This is a genomic window from Pseudomonas oryzihabitans, from assembly GCF_014522265.1.
Classification (GTDB): Bacteria; Pseudomonadota; Gammaproteobacteria; order Pseudomonadales; family Pseudomonadaceae; genus Chryseomonas; species Chryseomonas aestiva.
On sequence record NZ_CP017024.1, the window covers coordinates 2,696,323 to 2,708,729 of the forward strand.

Here is a 12,407-nt window from a genome sequence, read left to right on the forward strand (position 1 = left end):
CCTGGCGCCCTGGCTGTTAACGCCTCTGTTATGCTCTGTCACCATGAAAACCTCTCTTCCCCTGAGCCTGATCGTCGCCGTGGCCGACAACGGCGTCATCGGCATCGACAATCGTCTCCCCTGGCACCTGCCGGCGGAGCTCAAATATTTCAAGGCCGTGACCCTCGGCAAGCCGCTGGTCATGGGTCGCAAGACCTGGGATTCCTTGGGCCGCCCGTTGCCGGGCCGGCTGAATCTGGTGGTCTCCCGTCAGACTGATCTGGTGGCCGAAGGTGCCGAGGTACGGACCTCGCTGGCCGCTGCCGTGGAGCGCGCCGAGGCCTGGGCCCGGGAGCGCGAGGCCAGCGAGATCATGCTGATCGGTGGCGCCCAGCTGTTCGCCGAAGCCCTGCCGGTGGCCCAGCGCCTTTACCTGACCCGGGTCGCCCTGGCGCCGGCCGGGGATGTGTTCTTTCCCGATTGGCAGGAGGCGGAGTGGGAGCTTGTCTCGCGCCAGGAACATGCGGCCGAGGACGACCGTCCGGCCTATGCCTGCGAGGTCTGGGAGCGCCGGGCCTAGGGGCGGTCGCCTGCAGCCTTCCCGCCTGGCTCCGGTCATTGTTTCGACCTTAAGTAAAACCTAAGACGGGTATGGCATAAAGACGCTGAGGCAGGCCGCCTGGGCGGCCGGAGGGCACGACCATGAGGGCGATCGACAGCCAGACTTCGACGGCAATGGCAGGGACTCAGCCTGCCAATCCGAGCGTTACCGCCAGTCAGGGCGCATCCGCCAGTGACTCCACCAGCGCGGGGGAATCCCAGCCGGCACCGATGTGGCGGTGGATCTGTCGCCCGCCACCCAGCTCATAGCCGGATTGCTGCCGGGCCAGTCGAACGGTAACAGCGATCTCGATGGCTTCATGCAGATCCTCCAGCAGCAGATCCGCAGCCAGGGCACCGATGCCGCCGTGCTCGGCGAACTGCCCCAGGCTGCCAGTGCCGACCGCGTGCAATTGGCCAAGCAGGCGGCCAACCACCTGCTGGTGAGCTATTACCATGACGACAGTCGCTATGCCGACGCCTCCACCCAGGATCCCTTCGCCAATCTGGACAGCGACAGCCTGACCCGGATCGCCAGTGACGATTCCGGCACCTTTACTTCGGCTGAGCGTCAGCTGGCCTATTTCGAAGGGGCGCAGCGCGGTACCGATGGCGCCAACGTGGCCTTCTCCGGTCTCTCCCCGCAGGCGCAGGGGTCCGCTTCCTGGAACTGGGCACCTGCCGCCACCGAGGATTCCGGCATCCTCGGGACCCTGAATCCGGGCGCACCGGACTGGCAGTCGGGTCAGTTGAACACCCAGCTCATCGATGGCCTGAGCGCTGGCGGGGTGGCGACTGCGGCGGCTCAGGAAACGGCCGCGTTGGCGGCGCCGACCCTTGGCGTCACCACCGGGGCGGATGGCGCACCCCAATGGACGACGCAACCGTCAGACGGGCAGGACGCCGAAGCGAGCACCGCGCTGGATGGCAGCATCCTCACCCAGATGACCGGCGCGACGGCGGCGCCTTCGCTGTCGCTCTATCGCCAGATCGCCGCCTTTGGTTGAGTGGCGCTGTTGGGCTAAGACCTGTCTGTTGGGCTTCGACGATGGAGCCGTCTCAGCCCAACCTACGCGGTCGGTAGGTTGGCGCTGAGCGCAGCGAAGCCCAACATCGTGGCGCTCAGGTCTGTCTTTTGGGCTTCGACAATGGAGTCGTCTCAACCCAACCTACGTCAGAGCGGTAGGTTGGCGCTGAGCGCAGCGAAGCCCAACGCCAAGATGCCCTCAGATCGCCCGCAGCTTCTTCGCCGGCAGGTAGTCGCGGTGGACGCGCTCTTCCACCAGGTACAGCCAGCAGGGGCCTTCCACCTGGGGAAAGAGGCGCACTTCCTGGATGCTGCTGGGCTTGGGTTCGCCATTGCCGACCTGCACGGCCACCGTCTGGCCCAGACGGAAGCGCGGGACCACGCCGGCGTCCACCACGCTCTGCTCGGCCTTGGTCGCCGGACGGCCCAGGTACTCGCCCAGGTCCACCGGACCGGAGGGGCCTTCGGCGACGGTGTCCACATGGAAGCTGTAGGCGGTGGCCAGGCCTTCGTCACCACCGTGGATCTCGCCCTGCTTGATGCGCGACACGGCCTGGTCAAGGGCAGCGTCGAGCGTCAGTTCGTTGTTCGATTGCAAGGTGATGACGATGCGGCGTTCGAAGGGGTACTGGCTCATGGTTTCGACTTTTTCGGCAGATAGGGAAAAGAAGGGACATCTTGTGCCCCCTTTGGCCGGCCGCTGTCCAGCCGGGGGCGCCCGATCGGTGATCGCGTTTGCAACCCCAGGTGTCCAGCGGCCCGGCGGTCACCGGGGCCTGGCTGAAAAGTGCCTGCGCTCGGCCAGGCTGCGTTGAAAAGTCGTTCCGAGCGCTCATCTACTGCTCGTAAACTCCGCTTCCTCGCGAATTTTCGCCTTGCCTGACCTTCGCGCGGCGACTTTTCGGACCAAGCCTAGTCATTGCGCCGCTTGAGCTGGTCTTTCAGCTGGGTCGGCACCTCGCGAATGATCAGCAGATCCTGGCCTTCGTCGTATTCGATGCGCGAGCCCAGCAGGTGCGCCTCGAAGCTGATCGACAGCCCCTCGGCACGGCCGGTGAAGCGGCGGAATTGATTGAGGGTGCGCTTGTCCGCCGGGATCTCCGGGGCCAGACCGTAATCCTTGTTGCGGATGTAGTCGTAGAAGGCGCGTGGTGCCTGGTCATCCATCAGCTCGGAGAGGGCGTCCAGGGCCATGGGCTCGCCGCGCTTGGCCTGGCTGCTGGCGTAGTCCACCAGGGTGTCGGTCTTTTCCTTGGCGGCTTCTTCCGGCAGGTCCTCGCTTTCCACGTAGTCGCTGAAAGCCTTGAGCAGGGTGCGGGTCTCGCCCTTGGCGTCGACGCCTTCCTGGCAGCCGATGAAGTCGCGGAAGTAATCCGAGACCTTCTTGCCGCCCTTGCCGCGAATGAAGGAGATGTACTGGCGCGACTGCTTGTTGTTGCGCCATTCCGAGAGGTTGATGCGCGCCGCCAAGTGCAGCTGGCCCAGGTCCAGGTGCTTGGCCGGGGCCACTTCCAGACTCTCGGTGACGGTCACCCCCTCGCTGTGGTGCAGCAGGGCGATGCTCAGGTAGTCGGTCATGCCCTGCTGGTACTGGGCGAACAGCACATGGCCGCCGGTGGAAAGGTTGCTGCTCTCCATCAGCCCCTTGAGGTGCTCCACCGCCTGGCGACTGAAGGCGACGAAGTCCTGCTCGCCTTCCAGGTAGGCATGGAGCCAGCCGCTCAAGGGATAGGCGCCGGATTCCTCGTGGAACAGGCCCCAGGCCTTGTTGGGCTTGGCGTTGTAGCTGTCGTTGAGATCGGCCAGCAGATTCTCGATGGCCTGGGAGTCGGCCAGTTCGGCGTCCCGCGCGTGCAGGGTCGCGGGCTGGCCGTCGGGCTTCTTGTCGATCAGATGGACGATGGCGTGACGGATCGGCATGACGGCCTCGGGTAACGGAGAAAAGTCCGCCAGTCTAACGCCCCCGCGCCCTGGCGGGCAGGCCCTGGGCGCCGCAGGCTCAGCGCGCCGCCGTGGCCTGCTTTTCCTGCAGCGCGTTGCCCAGGTGGCGGGTCATGAAGACCGCGGCTTCTTCACGGCGATCCTCGAGCAGCAGGTCGATCAGCTCCAGGTGCTCCTGGCAGCGGCGCTGGGCCTGCTCGCGATCCACCGACTTCTGGTATTCGATCAAGCGGCGCAGGCGATTGAGCCGGCGCAGTGCATCGAGGATGAAGGCATTGCCCGAGCAGCGGGCGATGGTCTCGTGCAGGCGGGTGTTGGCGTCGAAGATCTCCGCGGGCGAGGCCTCGAACACCCGGCCTGCGGCCAGCAGCGCCTGCTCGTCGCGGCAGCGCCGCAATTCGCCGGCATCCAGGGTGAAGCCGGCGTCGCGGATGCCGGCCGGCTCGATCAGCAGGCGGAAGGCATAGCTCTGGGCATAGGCGTCTGGCGAGGTGAGACCTTCGACGAAGCTCCAGCCGTAGCCCGGCAGGCGCTCGGCCCAGCCTTCCTGGACGATGCGCCTGAGGATATCGGCCAGTTGCCCACGGGTGACCTGGTAGCGGCGGATCAGCTCGTTTTCCGTGACCTTGAGCGGCAATTCGCCCTCGATGCGGTCGCGGGCGATGGTCAGGTACAGGCGTTCGCTGGCGGACACCTCTTCGCGCGCCTGGGGGGTGGCGTCCAGGGCCGCGGCGGCCACGGCGAAACCGCCCTCGGGATGCCGCGCCAGCAGGCTCTGGTCGGCCATCTGCTGCAGGGCGCTGCGCACCGGCGAGCGCGACACCCGCAGCCGCTCGGCCAGGGCGCGCTCGGGCAGCCGGGTGCCGACCGCCAGCTGGTGCGAGGCGATGTAGGTGAGGATGTCGGGAATCAGTTGGGAGGCGAGGGTGGTGCCCATGGCAGCGCTGGCGAGTCGATCGGAAAGATCCGGGATGCTAGCACGGGACCCGCCGGGCGCAGCCGGCGGGTCCCGCGGGCGAGCGCTCAGTCGCCGCTCGGGCTGACGTCCATGTCCTTGAGCTTAACCAGCCGGCTGCCGTGCTTGCAGCGATAGCCCAGCCAGACGGCGAGAAACAGCGGCAGGCTGATGTAGGTGGCGGCCAGGCCCAGCCAGTCGACGCCGTGCGGCCCGAACAGGGCGGCATAGTTCTGCCCCAGGGTGATCACCAGGCAGAGGGCGAAGGCCAGCAGCGGCCCGAAGGGAAACAGCTTGGCACGGTAGGGCAGGTCTTCCAGCCGGCGACCCTGGGCCAGGTAGCCCTGGCGGAAGCGATGGTGGGACACGGCGATGCCCAGCCAGGCGATGAAGCCGCACATGCCCGAGGTGTTGAGCAGCCAGCCATAGAGCGCCTTGTCGCCCACCAGGGAGGTGAAGAAGCACAGGGCGCCCACCGCGGTGGTGGCCAGCAGGGCGTTGCGCGGCACGCCATTGCGCGAGACGCGGGCGAACAGCCGCGGCGCCTTGCCCTGTTCGGCCAGGCTGTGCAGCATCCGCGTCGAGGCGTACATGCCCGAGGTGCCGGCGGAGAGCACCGCCGAGAGGATCACCGCGTTCATCAGGCTGGCGGCGAAGGCCAGGCCGGCGCGTTCGAACAGCAGGGTGAACGGCGAGACGGAGACGTCGGTGGCATCGTTCTGCAGCAGGCGCGGATCGGTATAGGGGATCAGCATGCCGATGACGAAGATCGCCAGCACATAGAACATCAGGATGCGCCAGAACACCTGGCGGATGGCGATGGGCACGTTCTTGCGCGGATTTTCCGATTCGCCGGCGGCGATGCCGATCAGCTCGGTGCCCTGGAAGGAAAAGCCGGCGATCATGGCCACCCCGACCATGGCCTGCAGGCCGCCGACGAAGGGCGCCTCGCCCTGGGTGAACACGGACAGGCCTGGCGGCTCGATGCCGCTGAAGATGCCGAGGATGGCGGCCAGGCCCAGGCCGATGAAGACCACCACGGTGGCCACCTTGATCAGCGCGAACCAGAATTCGCTCTCGCCGAAGCCGCGCACCGACACCGCATTGAGCAGGAACATCAGCGCGAGGAACAGTGCGCTCCAGATCAGCCCGGGCACCTCGGGAAACCAGAAGCCCATCACCAGTTGCGCCGCCACCAGTTCGGCGGCGATGGTCACCGCCCAGTTGTACCAGTAGTTCCAGCCGAGGGCGAAGCCGAAGCCGTCCTCGACGAAGCGACTGCCATAGATGGAGAAGGAACCCGACACCGGCTGGTAGGCGGCCATCTCGCCGAGGCTGGTCATGAGGAAGTAGACCATCAGGCCGATCAGCGCATAGGCCGCCAGGGCGCCGCCCGGGCCGGCAGTGGCCACGGTGGCGCCGGAGGCGACGAACAGCCCGGTGCCGATGGAGCCGCCGATGGCGATCATGTTGAGGTGGCGGGGCTTGAGCCGGCGCTGCAGACTCGGAGAGGCGGTGGACATGGGAATTCCAGCTGGCAGTTTAACGGGGGCCGGCGCTGGCTCTGGCGGCCAGTCGCGGTCGTCGAATGAAGGGTGGTGTGCGGAACGCCCGCGGCCGTCGGCGCGGGCAGCGCCAAAAAAGCCGCGAAGCTTAGCAGGCCAAGGGCGCCAGGTGGGATGGCGGTCGTCGGTGCGCGGCCGGGCGAGGAAGCCAGCACGGCCGTTCTGGCTACGGGAGGCGGTACAGGGCAAGCGCTAGCCGGCGTGATCAGCGCAGCAGCGAACGGCGGACCGCCGCCACGTCTTCAGCCAGGATACTGAGGTCGAGCGCGGCCAGGCAGGGGAGGACGGTCCGCTGCGCTGCGGCAGCGGACCGGGTAGCGTCTTTAGCCCGAGATCAGGACGCGTCGATCCAGATGGTCTTGATCTCGGTGTACTGGTCGTGGGCCCACAGCGACTTGTCGCGCCCGCCGAACCCCGACTCCTTGTAGCCGCCGAAGGGGGTGGAGGCATCGCCCTCGCCGAAGCAGTTGACGGTGACGATGCCGGCACGGATGCCGCGAGCCAGCTTGATGGCATTGCGCAGGTTGCCGGTGTAGGCCGAGGCGGCCAGGCCGTAGGCGGTGTCGTTGGCCAGCTCCAGGGCTTCGTCGAGGGTATCGAAGGGGGTCACGCTCAGCACCGGGCCGAAGATCTCCTCGCGGAACAGGCGGCTGTCACGCGCCACGCCGTCGACGATGGTCGGCTCCACATAGACGCCATCGCGGGTCGCGCCACCGGTCACCACCTTGAGCTGCTGCTCGCTGGCGTGCTCCAGGTAGGAACGGACCTTGTCGAAATGCGCCTTGCTGACCATGGAACCCAGGCGGTTCTCCGGGTCCAGCGGGTCGCCCAGCTGCCAGTCCTGCAGGTGGACCTGGACGCGCTCCAGCAGGGCATCCTTGACCTCGCGATGGACGATCAGCCGCGACGATGCCGAGCAGTTCTCGCCCATGTTCCAGAAGGCGCCATTGACCACGTGCTGGGCGACCTGGTCGAGATCCTCGACGTCGTTCATCACCACGGCGGGGTTCTTGCCGCCCAGTTCCAGGACGATGCGCTTGAGATTGGATTCGGCGGCGTACTTGAGGAACAGCCGACCGGTGTCGGTGGAGCCGGTAAAGCTGACCGCGGCGATGTCCGGATGCCGGCCGATGGGTTCGCCGGCCTCCTTGCCACTGCCGGGCACCACGTTGAACACGCCGGCCGGCACCCCGGCCTGGTGGGCCAGCTCGGCTACCCGCAGGGCACTGAGGGTGGTCTCCTTGGCCGGCTTGACCACGATGGAGCAGCCAGCGGCCAGCGAGGGACCGATCTTCCAGGCCAGCATCAGCAGCGGGAAGTTCCAGGGTAGTACCAGGCCGACCACGCCGATGGGCTCGCGTACCACCATGGCCAGGGCGCCGGCGCCGGTGGGGGCGGTGGCGTCGTAGATCTTGTCGATCAGCTCGGCGTGCCAGCGCAGGGTGTTGATGGTCTCCGGTACGTCGATGGTCTGGCACTCGCGCACCGGCTTGCCACTGTCGAGGCTCTCCACCACCGCCAGTTCATGGGCGTGTTCTTCCAGCAGGGCGGCGAATTTCTGCAGCACGGCCTTGCGCGCGGAAGGGTGCAGACCGCTCCAGCGACCGTCTTCGAAGGCGGTCTTGGCGGCGGCTACGGCGGCGTCCACGTCGGCGGCGCCACAGGCGGCCACCTGCGCCAGTTCAGCGCCAGTGGCGGGGTTGGTGGTGACGAAGGTCTGGCCGCTCCGGGTGGCGACGAAGGCGCCATCGATAAAGGCCTGGGTGCGCAGCTCGACGGTGGCGGCGAGGTCGGCGTAGGCGGCTTTGCTCAGCAGATCGGTCATGGTCAGGCTCCCTGGACGATACGGGCGACGTTGCTCTTCAGCGCGGTGATCACCTGCGCCAGTTCGGCTTGCTCGGCTGCGGTCATGCCTTTGAGCGGGGCACGCACGCCGCCGTTGGGCAGGCCGGCGAGTTCGCAGCCGTACTTGATCGACTGCACGAACTTGCCGCCTTCGAGGTAATCCATCAGCGGCAGCATGGCCGCCATGATCCGGCGCCCCTTGGCGAAGTCCTGCTCCAGCACGCAGGCCTGGTAGAGCGCCACGTGCTCGTGCGGCACGAAGTTGGAGCCGGCGCAGACCCAGCTGCGCGCGCCCCAGGCGAAGAATTCCAGGGCCTGGTCGTCCCAGCCGCAGGAAAGCTGCAGGTCCGGGCGCTTGACCGCGTGGCGGTGCAGACTCGCCATGTCGCCGCTGCTTTCCTTGATCGACTGGACGTTGCGGCAGCCGGCGATGGCGGCGAAGAAGTCCTCGCCCATGGCCACGTTCATCCGCCCCGGATAGTTGTAGAGCATGATCGGCAGGTCGGCGGCGCGATCCACCGTCAGTACGTGCTCGGCGATCTCCTGCTGGGTCGGCAGGGCATAGGGCGGGGTGCCGACCAGCAGGGCATCAGCCCCGTGCTCACGGGCGGCCTGGGCGAACTGCACCGAATCCTCGGTACGGATGGCGCCGGTGCCGATCACCAGTGGCAGGCGCTGGCCCACCACGTCGCAGGCCTGGGCGATCAGCGCCAGGCGCTCCTCGCCGCTGTGGGCGTAGTACTCGCCGGTGGAACCGCCGACCACGATGCCGTGCACCTTGGACTCGATCAGGTATTCCAGGACCTGGGCGAAACCGGCCTGGTCGATGGCGCCGTCCGCCTTGAGCGGGGTGATGGCCGGGGTATAGATGCCGTCGAAGTTCATGGGTGGAGCCTCCAGAGGTTGCACGGATGTCAGCGGGGAGGGCGCGGCCGTCAGCTTTCGCAGCCGGCGCGGTACTGTCCCCACAAGAGGTTGAAATTGACGCCGGCCGAGAGGAACGGCTGCGGTGGGTTGGCATTGGGCCCGGGCGCGGCGAGCAGGAAATCGATCAGTTCGTCGCGCTCGCCGGCCAGCCAGTTGGCGAGCAGCTTGCCGGTGGCAGTACCGCGGGTGACCCCCAGGCCGTTGCAGCCCAGGGCGCCATAGACGTTGGGGGCCAGCTGGCCGAAGAAGCCGTTGTGGTTGCGGGTCATGGCCAGGGCGCCACCCCAGGTGTACTCGAAGGTCACCTTGGGCAGCATGGGAAAGCGGCGGGCGAAGGAGGCCTGGTGACGCTGCAGCACCCGCTGCAAATGCTTGGGATTGCTGCGGCCATCGGGGTTGAAGCTGAAGCTGTTGCGGATCAGCAGGCGCTGGTCGGGGGTACGCCGCACCGTGGTGCCGAAGGGATCGGCGGGGATGGCACCCCAGAAGGGCTTGCCGCCCAGCAGCGCCTGCTCGTCGGGCGTCAACCGCCGCGTGAGACTGCCGTAGGTGAAGATCGGCAGCATGCGCCCCTGCAGGAAGCCGAAGTGCTGGCCGAAGGAATTGTTGGCCAGCACCAGTTTGCCGGCGGTGATACGGCCAGCGGCATGCCGCAGCTCGGGGCGCGGACCGTAGTCCACGTCCAGGATCGGCGTGCGCTCGAAGAGCGTGACATTGGTCGGTAGATTCTCGGCCAAACCCTTGACCAGGGCGCTGGGCTGGATCAGCACCGCGCCAGGGGTATAGAGCGCCCGCTGATAGAAGTCCGTGCCCAGGTGCTCGGGCAGGGTCTCGCGTTCGATCATCTGGTAGGGCTGGTCGAGCTTGTCCAGGCCGCGCCGGTAAGCGTCGAGCACTGCCAGGCCGCGTTCCTCGACGGCGGCCTGATACTTGCCGCAGGCCTGCAGCTGGCAATCGATGCCGTAGCGTTCGACCTGCCGGCGCAGGTAGGCCTGGCCACTCAGGTTCAGCTTGAGCACGGTGCGGGCGATGCCGATGTCGCCGATGTAGTCCTCGGCGCCGATGTCATGGGGCAGGTCGATGGCGAAGCCGGCATTGCGCCCGGCCGGGCCCAGACCGACCTCCTGCGCCTCCACCAGGATCACCTCGTCGTCCGGGAACTTCAGCGCCAGCTGCCGCGCGGCAGCGAGACCGGTGAAACCGGCGCCGACCACCACCCAGGGCGCCTCGCTATGACCGCGATGGCTGGGCCGGGGCGTGCGCGGGGCACTGGTGTGGTACCAGCCACAGGTGTTGTCGTCGGCGGGCAGGGCTTGGACTTTCATGGTGCGCAACCGTCTCTGGTGAAGCGTCTGGCCTGAACGCGAGGCGCACAGGGCTTGCCCGCCTCCCGGGGAGGCAGGATGTCGCTTGAGGTCGTTCAGGACCGGGCCGCGGGCTCAGGCCGTTCAGGCCCGGCGGTCCGGTACGTCGTGGTGGCGCTGTGCCCGACTACTGCCCGGTCACGGCGCGCTGGCGCCGTCTAGGCGATCACTTCTGGCCAGCGGCGCGGGCGTCCGCCAGCCAGCCGTCCCACTCGGCCTGGTGCGCCTTGATCCACTCGGCGGCCTGACGCTTGATGTCGTCCAGCGATTTCTCGCCGTTCTGCATCTTGAGGTTCTGGGCGCTTTCGTCGGCGGTGGCGATCTTCAGCTCCGAGAGGAACTTGACCGCGGCGGGGTTCTTCCTGGCGAAGTCCTTGTTGATCACCGCCACGACGTTGTCGATGGGAGCGCCCAGGTTCTTGCCCTCGAAGGTGGTGTTCACGTCGTTCTTGCCGTCGGGCAGCGAGGTGAAGGGCACTGGTAGCCAGACAACGTCCCGGCCTTCCACCAGCACGCTGGAGATCCACTGCGGCACCCAGGTGTAGTAGAAGATCGGCTTGCCGTCCTTGTAGCGCTGGATGGTGTCGGCCATCAGCGCGAAATAGGAGCCGCGGTTGTCGGTGACGGTGTCGTTCAGGCCATAGGCCTTGAGCTGGTGCTCGACGATCACCTCGCAGCCCCAGCCGGGGTTGCAGCCGGTAAGGTCGGCCTTGCCGTCGCCATTGCTGTCGAACAGCTTGGCGATTTCCGGCTTCTTGAAGTCCGAGATGTCCTTGATGTGGTACTGGTCGGCGGTCTTCTTGTCGATCATGAAGCCCTGCAGCACGCCTGGCATCACGTTACCGGCCTTGACCATGGTGTCGTCGCCGCCGGCCTTGTCATAGAAGGCCTGGTGCATGTGTTCCCACATGTGCACGGTGAAGTCGGCGTCGCCATAGGACAGCGCCAGGAACAGCGCCGGATAGTCGGTTTCCTTGGGGGCCTTGACGTCGTAGCCCAGCGCCTTGAGGCCGGCGATGGCGATCTCGCCGCGAAAGCGTTCTTCGGCGATGGTGGGGAAAATCGGCGTGACTTTCACCCCGGCGCCGGGGTGGTCGGCGCTAGCGGCATGGACGGCGCCGCTCAGGGCCAGACCCAGGAGGGAGGCGGCGAAGCCGGTCAGGAGCGCTTTTTTGCATGCGGAAAGATTCATGGAGCACCTGTCGTTGTGAGTTGATGTTCTGCGGTGAAAGGCAGGTTCAAGGCGTAACCGGCTGCGGCAGCGCTTTTTTCTTGCCGACCAGACGCACCACCAGGCCGACCGGGCCGCTGTGGTACCAGCGCTGACCGGTGGCCAGGTGGGCGCTGCGCTCGCCCATGGCCTGGGTGAAGCGATCGAGAAAGATCGCCAGCAGCACCAGGCCGATACCGCCGACGCTGGCCAGGCCCATGTCCAGGCGACCGATGCCGCTGAGGACCATGAGGCCGAGGCCGCCGACCGAGATCATCGAGGCCACCACCACCATCGACAGCGCCAGCATCAGGGTCTGGTTGACCCCGGCCATGATGGTCGGCGCGGCCAGCGGCAGCTGGACCTTGACCAGCATCTGCCAGGGCGTGCAGCCGAAGGCACGGGCGGCTTCGATCTTGTCTTCCGGCACCTGGCGGATGCCCAGATTGGTCAGGCGCACCAGCGGTGCCAGCGAGAAGATGATGGTGACGATGACCCCCGGCACGTTGCCGATGCCGAACAGCATCACCACCGGCACCAGGTAGACGAAGGCGGGCAGCGTCTGCATGGCGTCCAGCAGCGGGCGGATGCACATTTCCAGGCGGTTGCTGCGGGCGCTGAGGATGCCCAGCGGGATGCCGATCACCGCGCAGAACACCAGGGAGGTGAGCACCAGGGCGAGGGTGACCATGGCATCGTTCCACACGCCGATCAGCCCCAGGGCGGTGAGCATGGCCAGGGTCAGAATGCCGATGCGGCGACCGCCGATCTGCCAGCCGAGCAGGGCGGCCAGCAGGATGAACACGGTCGGCGGCACCGACATCAGCGCGGCCTGGATGCCGTCCAGGACCTGGTCCACTGGCCAGCGGATGGAGCGGAACACCTCGCGGAAGTTGTGCACCAGGTAGCGCAGCGCGGCTTCCACCCAGGAGCCCACCGGAACGGTGATCGTCTTGAAGGGATCGAGAATGCTGAAATCGGACATGAGCGGGGC

Annotated in this window: 11 protein-coding genes; 2 read left to right on the plus strand and 9 right to left on the minus strand. The window is 67.0% G+C overall.

Features of this window, described 5'->3' with window-relative positions; translation table 11 throughout:
* The first annotated feature begins 43 nt into the window (after positions 1-43).
* Positions 44-559: a dihydrofolate reductase gene (locus BGI51_RS12515; protein ID WP_187978532.1), complete on the plus strand. Its 516-nt coding sequence runs from the start codon at positions 44-46 to the stop codon at positions 557-559.
* Positions 560-818: 259 nt separating this feature from the next.
* Complete coding sequence (locus BGI51_RS12520; protein WP_252977072.1) at positions 819-1,586, plus strand: hypothetical protein; 768 nt, start codon at positions 819-821, stop codon at positions 1,584-1,586.
* A 219-nt stretch (positions 1,587-1,805) separates the two neighbouring features.
* On the opposite strand, the gene BGI51_RS12525 is transcribed toward BGI51_RS12520, so the two are convergent.
* The 9 genes from BGI51_RS12525 to proW form a co-directional block, all read right to left on the minus strand.
* Positions 1,806-2,243, minus strand: coding sequence for a hypothetical protein (locus tag BGI51_RS12525; protein WP_133862900.1), 438 nt, complete (start codon positions 2,241-2,243; stop codon positions 1,806-1,808).
* A gap of 275 nt (positions 2,244-2,518) precedes the next feature.
* The gene (yejK, locus tag BGI51_RS12530) at positions 2,519-3,526 is read right to left on the minus strand and encodes a nucleoid-associated protein YejK (protein ID WP_017640943.1); all 1,008 of its coding nucleotides are present in this window, start codon (positions 3,524-3,526) and stop codon (positions 2,519-2,521) included.
* A gap of 79 nt (positions 3,527-3,605) precedes the next feature.
* Complete coding sequence (locus BGI51_RS12535; RefSeq protein ID WP_187978533.1) at positions 3,606-4,484, minus strand: GntR family transcriptional regulator; 879 nt, start codon at positions 4,482-4,484, stop codon at positions 3,606-3,608.
* A gap of 86 nt (positions 4,485-4,570) precedes the next feature.
* The gene (locus BGI51_RS12540) at positions 4,571-6,025 is read right to left on the minus strand and encodes an amino acid permease (protein ID WP_187978534.1); all 1,455 of its coding nucleotides are present in this window, start codon (positions 6,023-6,025) and stop codon (positions 4,571-4,573) included.
* A gap of 376 nt (positions 6,026-6,401) precedes the next feature.
* Positions 6,402-7,892, minus strand: a complete 1,491-nt coding sequence (locus tag BGI51_RS12545) for an aldehyde dehydrogenase (RefSeq protein ID WP_187978535.1) — start codon at positions 7,890-7,892, stop codon at positions 6,402-6,404.
* Positions 7,893-7,894: 2 nt separating this feature from the next.
* Complete coding sequence (locus BGI51_RS12550; RefSeq protein WP_187978536.1) at positions 7,895-8,797, minus strand: dihydrodipicolinate synthase family protein; 903 nt, start codon at positions 8,795-8,797, stop codon at positions 7,895-7,897.
* 50 nt (positions 8,798-8,847) lie between these two features.
* Positions 8,848-10,164 (minus strand): NAD(P)/FAD-dependent oxidoreductase, encoded by a 1,317-nt coding sequence (locus BGI51_RS12555; protein WP_187978537.1) that lies wholly within the window; start codon positions 10,162-10,164, stop codon positions 8,848-8,850.
* Positions 10,165-10,369: 205 nt separating this feature from the next.
* Complete coding sequence (gene proX / locus BGI51_RS12560; protein WP_187978538.1) at positions 10,370-11,395, minus strand: glycine betaine/L-proline ABC transporter substrate-binding protein ProX; 1,026 nt, start codon at positions 11,393-11,395, stop codon at positions 10,370-10,372.
* A 46-nt stretch (positions 11,396-11,441) separates the two neighbouring features.
* Positions 11,442-12,398: a glycine betaine/L-proline ABC transporter permease ProW gene (proW, locus tag BGI51_RS12565; protein ID WP_187978539.1), complete on the minus strand. Its 957-nt coding sequence runs from the start codon at positions 12,396-12,398 to the stop codon at positions 11,442-11,444.
* Positions 12,399-12,407: the final 9 nt, after the last annotated feature.

Excerpts from the sequence above, each read along its gene's own strand:
- BGI51_RS12525 (WP_133862900.1), bottom strand. The coding sequence starts at position 2,243 with ATGAGCCAGTACCCCTTCGAACGCCGCATCGTCATCACCTTGCAATCG.
- BGI51_RS12550 (WP_187978536.1), bottom strand. The coding sequence starts at position 8,797 with ATGAACTTCGACGGCATCTATACCCCGGCCATCACCCCGCTCAAGGCG.
- BGI51_RS12555 (WP_187978537.1), bottom strand. The coding sequence starts at position 10,164 with ATGAAAGTCCAAGCCCTGCCCGCCGACGACAACACCTGTGGCTGGTAC.
- BGI51_RS12545 (WP_187978535.1), bottom strand. The coding sequence starts at position 7,892 with ATGACCGATCTGCTGAGCAAAGCCGCCTACGCCGACCTCGCCGCCACC.
- BGI51_RS12540 (WP_187978534.1), bottom strand. The coding sequence starts at position 6,025 with ATGTCCACCGCCTCTCCGAGTCTGCAGCGCCGGCTCAAGCCCCGCCAC.
- BGI51_RS12535 (WP_187978533.1), bottom strand. The coding sequence starts at position 4,484 with ATGGGCACCACCCTCGCCTCCCAACTGATTCCCGACATCCTCACCTAC.
- BGI51_RS12515 (WP_187978532.1), top strand. The coding sequence starts at position 44 with ATGAAAACCTCTCTTCCCCTGAGCCTGATCGTCGCCGTGGCCGACAAC.
- proW (WP_187978539.1), bottom strand. The coding sequence starts at position 12,398 with ATGTCCGATTTCAGCATTCTCGATCCCTTCAAGACGATCACCGTTCCG.
- proX (WP_187978538.1), bottom strand. The coding sequence starts at position 11,395 with ATGAATCTTTCCGCATGCAAAAAAGCGCTCCTGACCGGCTTCGCCGCC.
- yejK (WP_017640943.1), bottom strand. The coding sequence starts at position 3,526 with ATGCCGATCCGTCACGCCATCGTCCATCTGATCGACAAGAAGCCCGAC.